General features: G+C 64.8%; 13 protein-coding genes. 7 read left to right on the top strand and 6 right to left on the bottom strand.

Going from position 1 to position 14,792, the window contains the following annotated elements; translation table 11 throughout:
* Positions 1 to 10 precede the first annotated feature (10 nt).
* The 7 genes from ABD819_RS05615 to ABD819_RS05585 all read left to right on the top strand — a co-directional run bounded on the left by ABD819_RS05615 (position 11) and on the right by ABD819_RS05585 (position 8,229).
* Positions 11 to 1,018: a 2-hydroxyacid dehydrogenase gene (locus ABD819_RS05615; RefSeq protein WP_345121898.1), complete on the top strand. Its 1,008-nt coding sequence runs from the start codon at positions 11 to 13 to the stop codon at positions 1,016 to 1,018.
* A 36-nt stretch (positions 1,019 to 1,054) separates the two neighbouring features.
* A complete protein-coding gene (locus ABD819_RS05610; RefSeq protein ID WP_345121896.1) occupies positions 1,055 to 2,596 on the top strand; it encodes a L,D-transpeptidase family protein in 1,542 nt (513 codons plus the stop codon).
* A 411-nt stretch (positions 2,597 to 3,007) separates the two neighbouring features.
* Entirely contained in the window at positions 3,008 to 4,462 is a 1,455-nt protein-coding gene (locus ABD819_RS05605) for a BON domain-containing protein (protein WP_345121894.1), read from the top strand.
* A 135-nt stretch (positions 4,463 to 4,597) separates the two neighbouring features.
* On the top strand, positions 4,598 to 5,461 hold the full coding sequence (locus ABD819_RS05600; RefSeq protein WP_345121892.1) for a universal stress protein: 864 nt from the start codon (positions 4,598 to 4,600) through the stop codon (positions 5,459 to 5,461).
* 373 nt (positions 5,462 to 5,834) lie between these two features.
* Complete coding sequence (locus ABD819_RS05595) at positions 5,835 to 6,680, top strand: universal stress protein (RefSeq protein WP_345121890.1); 846 nt, start codon at positions 5,835 to 5,837, stop codon at positions 6,678 to 6,680.
* Between the two features lie 163 nt (positions 6,681 to 6,843).
* Positions 6,844 to 7,719, top strand: coding sequence for a universal stress protein (locus tag ABD819_RS05590; protein WP_345121888.1), 876 nt, complete (start codon positions 6,844 to 6,846; stop codon positions 7,717 to 7,719).
* A 120-nt stretch (positions 7,720 to 7,839) separates the two neighbouring features.
* Positions 7,840 to 8,229, top strand: coding sequence for a group III truncated hemoglobin (locus ABD819_RS05585; protein ID WP_345121886.1), 390 nt, complete (start codon positions 7,840 to 7,842; stop codon positions 8,227 to 8,229).
* A gap of 14 nt (positions 8,230 to 8,243) precedes the next feature.
* Here the strand turns inward: ABD819_RS05585 and ABD819_RS05580 are convergent, their stop codons facing one another.
* The 6 genes from ABD819_RS05580 to ABD819_RS05555 form a co-directional block, all read right to left on the bottom strand.
* Complete coding sequence (locus ABD819_RS05580; RefSeq protein WP_345121884.1) at positions 8,244 to 9,302, bottom strand: AI-2E family transporter; 1,059 nt, start codon at positions 9,300 to 9,302, stop codon at positions 8,244 to 8,246.
* A gap of 241 nt (positions 9,303 to 9,543) precedes the next feature.
* Entirely contained in the window at positions 9,544 to 10,224 is a 681-nt protein-coding gene (locus tag ABD819_RS05575; protein WP_345121882.1) for a type 1 glutamine amidotransferase domain-containing protein, read from the bottom strand.
* Between the two features lie 152 nt (positions 10,225 to 10,376).
* Positions 10,377 to 11,375 (bottom strand): NADP-dependent oxidoreductase, encoded by a 999-nt coding sequence (locus ABD819_RS05570; protein ID WP_345121880.1) that lies wholly within the window; start codon positions 11,373 to 11,375, stop codon positions 10,377 to 10,379.
* Positions 11,376 to 11,403: 28 nt separating this feature from the next.
* The gene (locus ABD819_RS05565; protein ID WP_345121878.1) at positions 11,404 to 11,871 is read right to left on the bottom strand and encodes a MarR family winged helix-turn-helix transcriptional regulator; all 468 of its coding nucleotides are present in this window, start codon (positions 11,869 to 11,871) and stop codon (positions 11,404 to 11,406) included.
* A gap of 230 nt (positions 11,872 to 12,101) precedes the next feature.
* The gene (locus tag ABD819_RS05560) at positions 12,102 to 13,154 is read right to left on the bottom strand and encodes a response regulator (protein ID WP_345121875.1); all 1,053 of its coding nucleotides are present in this window, start codon (positions 13,152 to 13,154) and stop codon (positions 12,102 to 12,104) included.
* Positions 13,132 to 14,742 (bottom strand): sensor histidine kinase, encoded by a 1,611-nt coding sequence (locus tag ABD819_RS05555; RefSeq protein ID WP_345121873.1) that lies wholly within the window; start codon positions 14,740 to 14,742, stop codon positions 13,132 to 13,134. The genes ABD819_RS05560 and ABD819_RS05555 overlap by 23 nt, the downstream gene beginning before the upstream one ends.
* Positions 14,743 to 14,792: the final 50 nt, after the last annotated feature.

Genomic DNA, 14,792 nt, shown 5'->3' with positions numbered 1-14,792 from the left:
AGTTCATTGTATGCAAGTTACAATTTTTAGCGCCCATCAGTACGAACACCCCTTTCTGCTGGAGGCCGCGCAGGGCCGCCACGAGCTTCACTTGCAGCTCCCGGCCCTGAGCCTGGCCACCGCCAGCCTGGCCCAGGGCAGCCAGGCCGTGGCCATTTTTGCCAACGATGATGCCTCCGCGCCCGTGCTGGAGGCCCTGCACGCGCTGGGAGTCCGCTACGTGGCCGTGCGCGCCGCCGGCTACGACCAGGTAGACCTGGCCGCCGCCCAGCGCCTGGGCCTGCAAGTAGCCAACGTGCCCGAGTATTCGCCCCACGCCATTGCCGAGCACGCCGTGGCCCTCATGCTGGCCCTCAACCGCCAGCTGCCGCGCAGCCAGTCCCTGCTGCACCGCGCCGACTTCCGCCTCGACGAGCTGGTGGGCTTCAACCTGCACGGCAAAACCGTGGGCCTGGTGGGTTGCGGGCACATTGGCGCGGTGCTGGCGCGCATTCTGCACGGCTTCGGCTGCCAGCTTTTGGGCCAGGATATTCAGCCCAACCCCGAGCTCACCGAGCGTTACGGCATGCGCTACCTGCCCCTGCCCGAGCTCTGCGCCGCCGCCGACATCATCAGCCTGCACGCGCCGCTCATGCCCGCCACGCACCACCTGCTGGGGGCCGAGATGCTGGCCCGCTGCAAGCCCGGGGCCATGATTATTAACACCAGTCGCGGCGGGCTGCTCGATACCCGCGCCGCGCTGGCCGCCCTGCGCGCCGGCCGGCTGGGCTACCTCGGCCTCGACGTGTACGAGTACGAAAAGGGCCTGTATTTCGAAGACCATTCGCAGCAGCCCCCCACCGACTCGCTCATGACCGAGCTGCTGGCCGAGCCCAACGTGCTGATTACCGCCCACCAGGCCTTCCTCACCCGCGAAGCCCTGGCCAGCATTGCCGCCACCACCATCGCCAGCCTCGACGCCTGGGCCCAGCACCACCCCGCCGAGCACGAGCTGACGGCCAGCCCGGTGGTGGCATGAGCCGTTTGGGCGGGCTTCATTTTTCCGTTTTCACTGATGATTCCCTCCGTTCGCGTTTTCTGTTCCTGCCTCGGTTTGGCGCTGGCCGTGCCGTGGTGCGGCTCGCTATCTCAGACGGAAGAGCGCGGGCTGCCGCTGGCAACCCCGGTCATTGCCACGCGGGTTTCGGGGCCGGCCCCGCCGCGGGCCGAGCCGGTCGCGCCCCGGATTCAGGCGCTGCTTGACACCACGGCGGCCGGCAGCCTGCGGGCCGCCAATACCCGGCTGGGCCTGCTGGCGGCGGCCGAGGTCCGGCAGTTTTTTGGGGATGACTACGCCCCGGCCTGGACGCCACTCAGCGACAGCCTCAACCCCGATGCCACGGCCGCCCTGACCCGCCTGGCCCGCGCCACCGAGTACGGCCTGGGCCCTGCCGACTACCACCAAAGCCGCCTGCGTACCCTGCGCGACTCGCTGGCGCAACCCCCTGGCACCATCGCCCCGGCCGTGCGTGCCCGCCAGCAGGCTGCCCTCGAAGTGTACCTCAGCGATGCGCTGCTGCGCCTGCTGCGCGACCTCAGCCGGGGCCGCCTGCACCCGTACACGCCCACCGCCCGCGAAAAAGCGGCCGGCCCGGCCGGCCAGCCGGCGGCCGTGCTGCGCGCCGCCCTGGCCGCGCACCGCGTGCCCGAGGCCATTGATGCGGCCCAGCCCACGCACCGCGAGTACCGCCAGCTGCAACGGGCGCTGGTGCGCTGGCTGGCCCAGCCCACCAACCCCGACTCGGCCGACTTGCAGCAGGCCCGCTACCAGCAGGTGGCCCTCAACCTGGAGCGCTGGCGCTGGAACCCGATAGCCGACCCGGAATACCTGCTGATAAACCTGCCCGCCTACGAGCTGCAGGTGGTGGCAGGGGATTCGGTGCGCCGCCGCCACCGCGTGATTGTGGGCAAGCCCGAAACGCCCACGCCCACGCTCAGCAGCCAAATCAGCTACTTCACGCTGGCCCCCGACTGGCACGTGCCCAACTCCATCGCCACTAAAGAAGTGCTGCCCAGCCTGCGGAAAAACCCCGGCTACCTGGCCCGCAACAACATGACGCTCTACAACCGCCGGGGGCAGGCCCTGAACCCGTACCGCATCAACTGGGCGCGGGTGTCGCCGGCCAATTTCCCGTATACCTTCCGGCAGTCGGCCTGCTGCGACAACGCATTGGGCAACATTGTGTTCCGGTTCAAAAACCCGTACTCCGTGTACCTGCACGACACGCCCGCGCGCTCCCTTTTTGAGCGCCCCGTGCGAACCCTGAGCCACGGCTGCATCCGCATGGCCGCGCCCATGGAGCTGGCGGCCTACCTGCTGCGCCGGGGTGGCCAGCCGGTAAGCCTGCCCAGCGAAGCGGCCTGCGCCCGCCAGCCCACCCCGCGCGATGTGCAGCTGCGGCGTGCCATGCCCATTCATGTGCGCTACGCTACCTGCACGGTGGCGGGCGGCCAGCTGCGCTTTCTGCCCGATATCTACCGCTACGATGAGGTGGTGCGGCAGGGATTATTCGGGCCCTTGCCCAGTGCGGCCGCGTGGGGTGGGGAAGCGAAATGACAAAAATCATGCGTCAACGCAATTGTTATCAGCGCAATGGCTGGCCCATTTGTCGTCCTTTGGTGAAAGTATGTTGCCCGCGCTGAATGCCTGCCCGTTTGGGCTCGCGGCCAAAATCCAGTTACCGCGCCGCTTCCGTCATGAATATCCTGCTACTGCTGCTTTCGGTGCTGCTGGGCCTGGGGCTCGTCCGGCTGGGCTGGCACCTGGGCACCGGGCCGGGCGTTACCTGAGCCGCCGGGTTCTTAGCTCGTTCTACAGCGGTTTCCAGGTTGGTATACACTTTTGCAGAAAGTTAAAAGTTGAGAGTTAAAAGTTAAAACTCATTGTATCTGCTTTTTAACTTTTAACTCTCAACTTTTAACTCAGCACACTAAAAGCAAAACTACTATAAATCAACGTCCTAACCTGATGCAAACCTTAGATACCCAAACCACTCCGGCCCGGCCGGAGCGCGTGGCGGACGCGGACATCACGACGGCCGTCGAAATGCTTTTTCACACGAAGCGGGGCGTGAATGCGCACCTCATCGATATCGTGACCAGGGAAGGCATCGTGGAGCTGGCCGGTTTCACCGACAACCTGCTGGCCCGGTCCCGTGCCGAGCAGCTGGCCCTGGCCGTGCGGGGCGTGCGCGGCGTGATAAACGAGCTGGTCGTTCGCACCCAGGAAGTGCCTGACCAGCAGCTGCTGCGCGATGTGGAGCTGGCCCTGAGCAGCGACGCCGCCACGGCCGACTACAACGTGCGCTGCGCCGTGGCCCAGGGCGTGGCCACCCTCACCGGCATGGTGCAGTCGTGGGTTGAGAAGCAGCTGGTGCTGCGGGTGCTGGAAGGCGTGCGCGGGGTGCGCGGCATCGAGGCCGGGCACCTCGACATTCGCGGGAGCGGGCTGGTGAATTCCGATGAGGAAATTACGGCCCAGATTCAGGAGCTGCTGGACTGGGATATTCGGGTGAACAGCGTGCTGGTGCAGGTGCGCACCAGCCAGCAGGTGGTGCACCTGACGGGCACGGTGGGCACGGCCGAGGAGAAGGCCCGGGTGGTGGCCACCGCCCACCAGGCCGGGGCCGTGCGCGTGGATGCCCGCGACCTGTTTGTGGCCTGCTGGGCCCTCGACCCCCACCTGCGCCCCGATAAGCTTGCCCCCAAAGCCGATGCCGAAATCGGGGCCGCCGTGCGCGACACGTTCCGCTTCGACCCCCGGGTGCTCTCCTACGAGCCCACCGTGCAGGTGCAGGCCGGCGTGGTGACTCTGACCGGCACCGTGAGCAACCTGCGCGCCAAGCAGGCCGCCGAGCAGGATGCCCGCGACGTGGTGGGCGTGTGGGACGTGCACAACCTGCTGCGCGTGCGGGCCGGGCAGCTGCTCACCGACAGCGACATCCGGCGTGATGTGGTCGCGGCCCTGGCCCGCGACCCCTACGTGGGCTGCACGGATTTCAGCGTGAACGTGTACAACGGCAAAGTGTACCTCTACGGGCGCACCAACAGCCATTTTGAGCAGGAGCAGGCCGGGGCTGTGGCCGCCGGCGTGAACGGCGTGGCGGCCATCGAAAACCGGGTGGAAGTATTCGGCGGCGACCAGCCGGCGGGTACCGTGCCAGCGGGCGCTACCGCACCCTTTCCGGCCGATGGCCTCAGCCCCGACCACGCCCTGGCGGCCCGTGTTCGGACGTGCTACTTCTGGTCGGCGGCCCTGCACGCCCAGGATGTGGAAGTGCAGGTCGACAATGGCCGCGTCACCCTCAACGGCACCGTGCATACCTGGCACGAGCGCAAACAGGCCGCCCTCGATGCCCTGGAAATGGGTGCCCACACCGTGAACAACCACCTGCGGGTGGCCGCCGGCCACGACCGGGGCTAGCGCATTTTTCGCCTTGTATAAATGAATTAAGAATTAAGAATTAAGAATTAAGAATTAAAATTTTGGCCATCAACTTTTTAATTCTTAATTCTTAATTTTTAATTAATTCAAAACCGCCATTTATCCCCTGCTGCCATGAGCCCCTGCATTGTTGTACTGGCTAACTTATCGGCCGCGGCGGAACAGGCCGCGCGGTACGCCGCCGTGCTGGGTGCGTCGCAGCAGGCCCACCTGGAGCTGCTGCACCTCTACCACGACCCCGTGCTGGACCCCGAGCTGGTGACCGTGACGGCCGCGCACACTTTCCGCACCCAGTCCGAAACCGCTGCCCTGCTGCGCGAGCGGGCCTATCAGCTGGCCGTGCCGGCCGAAGTGAAGGTATCGGTGCAGCCCCTGGTCACGGCCGTGCAGGAAACCGTGTGCCAGGGCGACCCGCTGCTGCTGGTGATGGGCCTGAGCGCCGAGCACACCCTGCTCGACCAGCTCCTGCACAATCAGGCGCTGCCCGTGCTGCGCACCACCCATCGCCCGCTGCTGCTGGTGCCCGAAAGTGCGGTACCCCTCCGCCTGCCGCTCCGCATTGCCTTGGCCGTGGATGCCGAGCAGTTCCACCTCAACGAGGCCGCGCAGGCCCTGCTACCGCTCCTCACCAGCTGGCACGCGGCCTACACCGCCGTGCATGTGCTGGTGCCCGGCGAGCGCGAGGCCTACCCCGGCCAGCGCGCTCTGAACCACTTGAAAATGAGCGGACTGGTGCCCGCCGCCCAGCCGCTGGAGCTGTATGAGGCCGCGCATGTGCGCCCGGCCGCCGGCGTGCTGCAGGCCGTCATTGACACGCAGGCTGATATGCTGGTGCTCATTGCCCGGCCGCGCAGCTTTCTGGGGCGGCTTTTCCACCACAGCGTCACGGCAGAAGTGCTGCGCCACAGCCCCGTGCCGGTATTGCTGGTGCCGGCCACGGTCCAGGGCCAGCCCACCTGGATGCCCAGCCTGACCTGATGGCTTGACCCGCCACGCCGGGAGTACTCTTTTAAGCGCCTTATTTATTGTAAATCATATGATTACATGATTATAGTAGCTAAGTACTCGTGCAGAAGTAAGCGGATGCCCCGGTCCGACCGCCCTAGGCGGTCCGACCGGTTGCCGTTGGACCGAAGTCGTTGTTGCTTCAGCCGGTCCGACTTGAACACGCTTACTTCTGCACAAGTACTTAAAAACGACGGCTTACAGCTGCCGGCCCACACAGACCAATGACCAGGTAGTCAGTCATAAGTAATCAAGAGTCAGGATTTGCTCATTTTTCTGATTAGCAGCATTTTGCTGCCCTGCTACTGACTGCTCAACGCTGACTGCCTACTTAGCGACCCTCGCCATGAAACCCAATCTTGTCGTTTTAACAGACTTTTCACCCGCCTCCGAACGAGCGCGGGCCTACGCCGCGGTGCTGGCCGCGCCGCTGGGGGCCGAGCTGCACTTGGTTCACGTATTTCTGCCCACGCCCACGGCCACCGAATACGGCATGGTGCTGCCCTACATCGACGAAGGCTACGTGCGGGAAACCCGCCGCTCGCTGCAGCGGGTGGCCGATGCTCTGCCCGTGCCCGCTACCGCCGAGCTCATCGAAACCAGCTGGTACGAGGCCGTGGAGCAGGCCGTGCATCAGCACCAGCCGCTGTTGCTGGTGGCCGGCCTCACGGCCACCCACGGCCAGCTCGATGAGTGGCTGAGCAACCGGGCCCTGCCGCTGGCCCACCGCACCGGCTACCCGCTGCTGCTGGTGCCCGAGCACCTGCCCGACACCGCCCTGCACCTGCCCGCCCGCCTGGCCCTGGCCGTGGAGGACCGGGGCTTCCGGCTGGCTACTTCGGCTACGGCCGTGGCCCCGCTGCTCGATATTCTGGGGCTCGATATCGTGACGGTTTCCGTGCTGACGGAAGAAGAGCGGGCCAGCGGCTGGGAGGGGCTGAAAGCCGCTCAGCACTGCGGGCTGGCCGCTGCCATGCCCCAAAGCGGGCTGCACAAAGTCATCGGGAGCCTGCCGGCCGCGGGCATTCTGGAGGCCGTGCAGGAGCTGTCGGCCGATGTGGTGGGCCTGCTCGACCTGGGCCACGGCTGGATACACAAGCTCTTCAAGGGCAGTATCATCGACCATGTGCTGCGCCACAGCCCGGTGCCGGTGCTGCTGCTATCGGCCGAAATAACCGCCTGGGATGAATGAGCCGAGCCGGCCAGCCTAATCTGCGCCGGCGGCTCACTGCTGCTTTTACGTCAAACAGGTAATCAGAATTAAGTAGTCAGTAATGAGACAGCAAGGCACTGTCAGTCAAAAAACTGATTCAAATCTGACCACTTATGACTGAGTACTTAAAAACCCTTCAGCCATGCTACTTACCATCGTTGCCTTTGCTGGTTTCTACGAGTCGGCCCGGCATGCCGTGCACTACGCCGACATCCTGGCCGAAGCCCTGCACGGCCGGCTGGTGCTGCTGCACGTCAACCGGGCTTCCCTCTACGACCCCTACGCGCTGGTGGGCGAGGGCTACCACACGGTTGAGCTAAGCCACGAGGCCAACACGGCCTCCGCCCTCTACCGGCAAGCCGAAGCCCTGCGCACGCCCACCACCGTCGAAATTGCCACCGACCTGCTGCCCGCCGTGGCCCAGGATGTGGCCGAGCGCCACCGGCCGACCCTGTTTGTGCTGGGCCAGCCCGACCTCAATCATCCTTCGGCGGCCAGCGTGGCCATGTCCTGCGCCGAGCTGCTGCGTGCCGGCCACTACCCGCTGCTGGTGGTGCCCATGCGGGCGCCGGCCACCCGCGCCCCCCACCGCATGCTGATTGCGGCCGACCGGGAGCCGTTTGCTCTGGCCCCGGCCGCGCAGCCGCTCTGCCAGCTGCTCGCGCAGGCGGGCGCCGATGTGGTGGTGGCCCACGTATCGAGCGGGGTGGAGGACGATGCCGGCTGCGGCGCGGCGCTGCGGGCCGTGCAGGCCAGCGGCCTGGTGGGCGACATCACCCCCGAGCTGCGGGGCTACGAGTACAGCAACTACTGCGAGGGCGTGCTGGCCGCCGTGCAGGACACCCAGCCTGATTTGGTGGTGATGCTGGCCCGCAAGCGCAGTTTCCTGGGCGAGCTGTTTCATCGCAGCGTCACGGCGCGGGTGCTGGCCCGCTGCCCCGTGCCGGTGCTGGTGCTGCCCACCGGCGCCGCCGCCCCACGCGCCGTGGCCCACGGCCGCAACGCGGCCATCGCCTGAAAGGGATGCCGATGCCGCCGCGCCGGCCAGGGGCTTTGGCAGCATGTAATTTTGCACCATAGCCGACGGGCGCTCGCGGGTGCGGGTGCGCCTCGGCTATGGTGCCATCCTATACCTTTCATGACCTCCACCCGCCCTGATATTACCTCCGAAGCCGACGTTAAACGGCTGGTTGATACCTTCTACAATAAGGTGAATGCTGATGCTCTGCTCGCGCCGATATTCAACGGGTTCGCGCAGGTCGACTGGCCCCGGCACCTGCCGGCCATGTACGATTTCTGGAGCAGCCTGCTGCTGGGCACCTCGCGCTACCACGGCCGGCCCTTTCCCAAGCACCTGCCGCTGCCCATCGATGCCACGCATTTTGAGCAGTGGCTGGTGCTGTTCAACGCCACCGTGGAGGAGCTGTTTGCCGGTCCCCGGGCCGAGGAGGCCAAGGTGCGGGCCCTCAACATTGCCAACATGTTTGAGTTTCGGCTGCGCGGCCGGGGTCCGCTTTCGCTGCTCTAGCAGCCGGAGCGCGCTCACCGGTGGCTCACTGCTTTTGGTGCGCCGGGCACCTCGTCGCGGTGGTTTTCGTGGGCGAATACCTGCAACAATACCCCCAGGTACGACAGCAGCAGCGGCCCGATAACCAGCCCCAGAATCCCGAACAGGATGATGCCCAGCGTGACGCCCGCCAGCGTCACCAGCGGATGCACGTTGCCGATGTAGCGGGCCAGCACGATGCGCAGCAGGTTGTCCACGTTCATCACCACCACGGCTCCCACCAGCAGAATGCCCACGCCCTGCCCCGTGGCCCCGTGCGCAAACTGGTAGAGCGCCGCCGGCCCCCACACCAGGGGCGTGCCCAGCACCGGAATAAACGAGACGAAAAAGCCAACCGCTCCCCAAAATAGCGGGTCGGGCACGCCAAACACCAGCAGCAGCAGCCCCGTGAGTACGCCCTGCACCAACGAAATAAGCACCTGCCCCACCACGTTGGCCTTCACGTTGTTCTGCAGCGATTCCTGCAGCTTGTCGAGGGTATCGGGCCGGAAGGGGAGGAAGCGGCGCAGGTGGTGCAGAAAGGCTTCTTCCTGCACAAACATGTAGTATAAGGTGAAGAGCAGCAGGGCCATCACGAAGATGAAGTGCAGAATGCTGCCCGCCAGCGTGGGCAGCCAGCGGCTGACATGGCTGGCCAGCTGGCCCAGCATCGCCCGCACGTTTTGCTCGCTGGTGAAGGCGTAGCCGGTGAGGCGTTCCAGCCGGTGCACCACGGCCAGCACCTGGCTGGTATACTGGCCAATGTCGCGCAGCCGCTCCACCAGCATGCTGCTGAGCACATAAAACGGAATCATGAGCACCACCACCGTGAAGAGCAGCAGCAGGGCCGCCACCAGCTGCCGGTTCCAGCCGCGCCCGTGCACCAGCGCCCCAAACCAGGGCCGCAGCGCCACATACAAAATCCCCGCGCCCAGAAATGCCGATAAATAGCTCAGCAGCCCAAACACGACGAGCGCACCCAGTGTCAGCAGCACCACTATCAGCAGCGTGTGCCGTTGGCGCTGGGTATAAATGTTCTGGGGGGCGTGCGCCATTGGAAAAAGCGGTTGTCGAGCGGAAACGGTAGGGGGTGGCGGCGCCCAAAAATGCCCCTGCGGCATCCCTGCGCCCTGCCCGGGCCGGAGTGGCCCCCCATAAAGCTAGCGCGGCCCCCCAGCCGGCCCCATGACAAAACTCATCCATTCGCCTGCATTGCCTCATTACCACGCAAAAACGGCCCCAGCCGCCCCAAAAGGGGCCACCGGGGCCGTAAAAGGCGCATTTGCACCAAATGAATTACTTGCGCAGCATCTTCAGCAGCTCCTGGGCGGCGGGCTCCGACGAAGCCGGGTTCTGGCCGGTAATCAGGTTGCCGGCCGTCACCACGTAAGGCTGCCAGTCGGCCCCTTTCGAGTAGTTGCCGCCGTTTTCCTTCAGCATGTCCTCCACCAGGAAGGGCACGATGTTGGTCAGCTGCACGGCTTCTTCCTCGGTGTTGGTGAAGCCAGCCACCGACTTCCCTTTCACCAGCGGCGAGCCGTCGGCGGCTTTGGTGTGGCGCAGCACGCCGGGGGCGTGGCACACGGCGGCTACCGGCTTGCCGGCGGCATACATGGTTTCAATCAGGGCAATCGATTTGGCATCCTCGGCCAAATCCCACAGCGGGCCGTGGCCGCCGGGGTAGAATACGGCGTCGAAATCCTCGCCTTTGATGGTGTCGAGCGTCACGGTATGGGCCAGGGCTTGCTGGGCCTCCGGGTCTTTTTTGAAACGCGCCGTGGCCTCGGTCTGGGCGCTGGCATCGTCGCTTTTGGGGTCGAGGGGCGGCTGGCCACCCTTGGGCGACGCCAGGGTGAGCGTAGCGCCGGCATCTTTGAATGCGTAGTAGGGGGCCGCAAATTCTTCCAGCCAGAAACCGGTTTTGTGGCCGGTGTCGCCAAGCTGGTCGTGCGAGGTCAAAATCATTGCAATTTTCATGTAATCAGGTATTTGATGGTGGATGATTGGTAGAAATAGGTAGGAGCAGCCAGGGCGTGTACTCCGAATTTCCAATTCGGCCGGGCGAACGAGGTGTTCGGGTATCGTTCACGCGGCCGAATTGGAAATTCGGGGTACACGTTCTGGATTCTTTAAGCCACTTTCACAATGGCCTTGCCGGTGTTTTCGCCCGTAAACAGGCCCAGAAACGCCGCCGGAATCTGGTCGAAGCCTTCGGTGATGGTTTCCTCGCTTTTCAGCAGGCCTTCGGTGTACCATTCGGTGAGCTGGGCCACGCCTTCGGGCCAGCGGGGCAGGTAGTCGCTCACGATGAAGCCCTGCAGCCGGGAGCTGCTCTTGAGCAGCTTGCCTTCGGGGCGCGGGCCGGTGGGTACTTCGGTCGCGTTGTACATCGAAATCTGCCCGCAGAGGGCAATGCGGGCGTGTTTGTTGAGGTGGTCGTACACGGCATCGGTGATGGCCCCGCCCACGTTATCAAAGTAGCAGTCGATGCCGTGCGGGGCGGCAGCGGCCAGGGCTTTGCCCAGGTTGGGCGTGGTTTTGTAGTTAATGGCCTCGTCGAAACCCAACGATTTCAGGTAAGCCACCTTTTCATCGGAGCCCGCCGTGCCGATGACGCGCGCGCCTTTGATTTTGGCCAGCTGGCCCACCACCATGCCCACCGCGCCGGCCGCGCCGCTCACCACCACCGTTTCGCCCACCTTGGGCTGGCAAATGTCGAGCAGCCCGAAATACGCCGTGAGTCCCGGCATGCCCAGCAACCCCAGAAAGTAGCTGGCTGGGGCCTTGTCGGCGGGCACGCGGTTCAGGGTTTTGGCATCGGCCACGCTGTATTGCTGCCAGGGCAGGTTGCCCACCACCACGCTGCCCACGGGCAGCTGCGGGTTGTGGCTTTCCACCACTTCGGCCACCACGCCGCCCGTGATGGGCTCGCCCACGGCAAACGGGGCTATGTACGACTTGGCCGCGCTCATCCGGCCACGCATGTAGGGGTCTACCGACACGTACAACGTTTTGAGCAGCAGCTGGCCGGGTTCGGGCGTGGGCACTTCGCGCTTTTCAAATTGAAACTGCGCGGCCGTGGGCGTGCCCGTGGGCCGGCTGGCGAGAACGATGGTCTTGTTGTTCATAGCAAAAGAGCGTTGTGCCGGCCGGTAATCAGGCCAGCTGGGTAAGAATGTGGGTCAACTGGGTGCGCAGGGTAGAGATTTCGGCCGGCGACATCTGGAGCTTGTCCAGCATATCGGTGGGGATGCGGCCGGCCCTGGCCTGCAGCGCCCGGCCCGCCGGCAGCAGCCCGATGATGACCGAACGCTCGTCGCGCGGGTCGCGGCGGCGGCTCAGCCACTGTTTCTGCTCCATGCGCTTGAGCAGGGGCGTGAGGGTGCCCGAATCGAGCAGGAGTTTTTCGCCCAATTCCTTCACCGTCAGCTGGTCGTGCTCCCAGAGCAGCATGAATACCAGGTATTGCGGGTAGGTGAGGTCCAGGGCCAGCAGGTGGGGCTGGTAGGCCTTGGTGAGCATCCGCGACACGGCGTAGAGCGGGAAACAGAGCTGGTTTTCCAGCTTCAGCACGGAGGTGGCGTGGTGGGCGGCGGTGGTACTGGTGGAGGGTGGGGTTTTCATAGCGTCTGGGTAGTCAACGAATTTTGATTGTATAATGTTTAATTGTGGACAATTAAATTAAGTAAATGGTTGCTGTATTGGGAAATGAATATGGGGCCGTCGAGGTATGCTTATCAGCGGCTGTTAACGGCGCGGGGACGCGGACTTTGTAGTCCGCGTCCCCGCGCCGTTAAAACAGGCTGAACGAGCAGACTCGCGGACTACAAAGTCCGCGCTACAACTCACAGTAGTTACCAGTTGGCGCGGCGCAGCTTTTCGGGCTGCAGCACCCGGATGTTCCTGGGCGTTAGCTCAATCAGGCCATCGGCTTTGAACTCGCTGAGGGTCCGAATCAGCGACTCGGGTGCCGTGCCCACGATGGCGGCCATGTCGTCGCGCGAGAGCTGAATGCCGGCCTCGGGTCCGGCTCCGGCCTGCTCGTGCATGCGCAGCAGCGTATCGGCCACCCGCCGGCGGATGGAGCTGTAGGCCATGGCCAGCAGCTGCTGTTCCCGCTCGTGCACGCGGCCCGCCAGCAGCTGGATAAACTGCTGGCCCACTTCGGCATTGCGCAGCAGCAGCTGGGTGAAATCGTCCTTGGGAATGTACACCAGCTCCGATTCGTCGACGGCCACGGCGGAGTCGCTGTGCGGGCCGTGCTCGAGCAGGGCGAGGTAGCCAAAAAACTCGCCGGGGCCGTAGAGGCCCGTAATCAGCTCCTTGCCGGCGGCGGTGGTTTTCACGGTTTTCACGCGTCCCGATTTCACGAAATACACCCGCGCCGGGTCGTCGCCTTCCAGGTAAATGTCCTGCTTGCGGCGCACGGGGTGGGTGCGGCGGTCCTGCGAGAGGCTGGCGAGGCTGCCCGCGGTGCGGGCATCGTCCAGAAACTCGTTCAGGCCTTCGGCGTGCAGGTCGTACTCGGGCCGCAGGTGCCGGAACCGGGCCAGGCGGCCGTGAATGGCGCTCAGCAGCTCGGTCTCGTCGAAGGGCTTGGTGAGGTAGTCGTCGGCCCCCAGCTCCATGCCGCGGCGCTGGTCGAGGCGCTCGGTTTTGGCGGTGAGAAAGATGAAGGGTACCCCGGCCAGCTGCGGATTCTGGTTGAAAATCTGGAGCACGCCGTAGCCGTCCAGCACGGGCATCATGATATCGCACACCACCAAATCGGGCCGGGTGGCCAGGGCCCGCGCCACGCCGACTTTGCCGTTTTCGGCCGTGTGCACGGCGTAGCCGGCCAGCTCCAGAATCTCGGCGGTGTTTTCGCGGATGATGGCGTTGTCTTCAATCAGCAGAATGGTCTTCATAGGGAATGACGATGGTAATGGTCGTGCCTTGGTCGAGCGCGCTTTGCAGGGCAATAGTACCGCCCATCAGCTCGAGGTAGCGGGCAATGATGTAGAGCCCCAGCCCGGTGCCGGGCACGTTGGTGACGTTGCGGGCCCGGAAAAAGCGCTCGAACAAATGCTCCTGGTCTTCGCGGCTGATGCCCACGCCCTCGTCCTGCACGCTCAGCGTGAGCCGGTGCTGCTGGCCGCTGGCGCGCACGGTAATCGTGGTGTTTTCGCCCGAATACTTGAGGGCATTGGATAGCAGATTGACCAGGATTTTGTGGAGCAGCGACGCATCCAGCCACAGCGGGCCGAGGTCGTGCAGGGCCAGCTCGATGTGCTGGCCGGCTTTGCGCAGGCCCTGCACTTCGGCCACGGCATCGCGCAGCAGCGCGGGCAGCTCGGAGCGGGCCGGCTGGGCGGCAATGCGGCCCTCTTCAATTTTTCCCACCGACAGAAATTCCTCCAGAATATCGTTTAGGTGCTTCACCGATAGCCGGATGCGGCCGAGGTGGCGCAGGCGGCGGTCCTGCTGCTCGGTGGTGGGGTATTTTTCGATGAGCGCGGCCGAGGTCAGCACCGCCGTGAGGGGCGTGCGAAACTCATGCGAGGCCATGGACACGAAGCGCGACTTGAGCTCGCCGAGCTCCTGCTCGGCGGCCAGGGCCTTGGTCAGCTCTTCGGAGCGGCGCTCCAGCTGGGCCAGGGTGGTCATCAGGGCGTGGGTGCGGTCGGCCACTTTGCGCTCCAGGTCGGCATTGAGGCGCTCCACGCGCTGGCGCTCGGCCTGCAGGTCGCGCTCGGCCTGCTGCTTGTGCGAAATGTCGATGATGTAGGCCACGGCAAACAGCTGCTGGTCGAGGTGAAAATAGCTCAGGCTGATTTCAACGGGAAACGCCGAGCCATCGCGCCGCCGGGCCTGCAGGTCGCGGTTGGCCCCCATGGCCCGCGCTTGCGGGTGGGCCCCAAACGTCTGGCGCAGCTGCTCGTGGCGGGCCCACACGCCATCGGGCACCAGCGCCTCGATGCGCAGGCGGAGCAACTCGGCAATGGAATAGTCGAACTGCTGCTGGGCCTTGGCATTGGCCGAAACAATGTCGCCGTGCTGGTTGCACACAATGATGCCGATGGTGGCGTGGGTGAACACGGCCTCGAAGCGCCGCACGCTCTGGGCCAGGCTGCGCTCGGCCTCGTGCAGGCGGTTGGTGTCGGTGAGGCGTATGAGCAGATAGGGCCGGCCCTCCAGGGTGAGGCTGGTAAGTTCGATGCGGGCCCAGAACGTGCTGCCCGCCTGGCGGCGCACTTCGGTCTCGAACTCCTGGTGGCCGGTGCGCAGCACCAGGCGGCACAGCCGCTCCCATTCGCCGTGGGGTAGCTTTTGCGGCTGCAACGACCGCACCGGGTCGGTGTACAAGGCCCGGGCCGATGGGTAGCCCAGCAGGAGGTAGCCCGCCGGGTTCACCCGCGTAAACCAGCCCAGCTCCACGTCGTACAGCCCCACGAAGTCCTGAGCCCGCTCAAAAAGCGTGTCCGTCAGGGGGTTGTTGAACAGGTTGACGGCCATGAGCGGGAGGAAAAATGCAACTATAACCCCAATTTCCACAAAAAAAACCA

Origin of the sequence: Hymenobacter antarcticus (assembly GCF_039539545.1) — a bacterium.
Taxonomy (GTDB): domain Bacteria; phylum Bacteroidota; class Bacteroidia; order Cytophagales; family Hymenobacteraceae; genus Hymenobacter; species Hymenobacter antarcticus.
The sequence above is the reverse complement of the archived record's forward strand: the minus strand, read 5'-3'. Positions and strand labels throughout refer to the sequence as shown.

Excerpts from the sequence above, each read along its gene's own strand:
- ABD819_RS05615 (WP_345121898.1), top strand. The coding sequence starts at position 11 with ATGCAAGTTACAATTTTTAGCGCCCATCAGTACGAACACCCCTTTCTG.
- ABD819_RS05610 (WP_345121896.1), top strand. The coding sequence starts at position 1,055 with ATGATTCCCTCCGTTCGCGTTTTCTGTTCCTGCCTCGGTTTGGCGCTG.
- ABD819_RS05605 (WP_345121894.1), top strand. The coding sequence starts at position 3,008 with ATGCAAACCTTAGATACCCAAACCACTCCGGCCCGGCCGGAGCGCGTG.
- ABD819_RS05600 (WP_345121892.1), top strand. The coding sequence starts at position 4,598 with ATGAGCCCCTGCATTGTTGTACTGGCTAACTTATCGGCCGCGGCGGAA.
- ABD819_RS05595 (WP_345121890.1), top strand. The coding sequence starts at position 5,835 with ATGAAACCCAATCTTGTCGTTTTAACAGACTTTTCACCCGCCTCCGAA.
- ABD819_RS05590 (WP_345121888.1), top strand. The coding sequence starts at position 6,844 with ATGCTACTTACCATCGTTGCCTTTGCTGGTTTCTACGAGTCGGCCCGG.
- ABD819_RS05585 (WP_345121886.1), top strand. The coding sequence starts at position 7,840 with ATGACCTCCACCCGCCCTGATATTACCTCCGAAGCCGACGTTAAACGG.
- ABD819_RS05580 (WP_345121884.1), bottom strand. The coding sequence starts at position 9,302 with ATGGCGCACGCCCCCCAGAACATTTATACCCAGCGCCAACGGCACACG.
- ABD819_RS05575 (WP_345121882.1), bottom strand. The coding sequence starts at position 10,224 with ATGAAAATTGCAATGATTTTGACCTCGCACGACCAGCTTGGCGACACC.
- ABD819_RS05570 (WP_345121880.1), bottom strand. The coding sequence starts at position 11,375 with ATGAACAACAAGACCATCGTTCTCGCCAGCCGGCCCACGGGCACGCCC.
- ABD819_RS05565 (WP_345121878.1), bottom strand. The coding sequence starts at position 11,871 with ATGAAAACCCCACCCTCCACCAGTACCACCGCCGCCCACCACGCCACC.
- ABD819_RS05560 (WP_345121875.1), bottom strand. The coding sequence starts at position 13,154 with ATGAAGACCATTCTGCTGATTGAAGACAACGCCATCATCCGCGAAAAC.
- ABD819_RS05555 (WP_345121873.1), bottom strand. The coding sequence starts at position 14,742 with ATGGCCGTCAACCTGTTCAACAACCCCCTGACGGACACGCTTTTTGAG.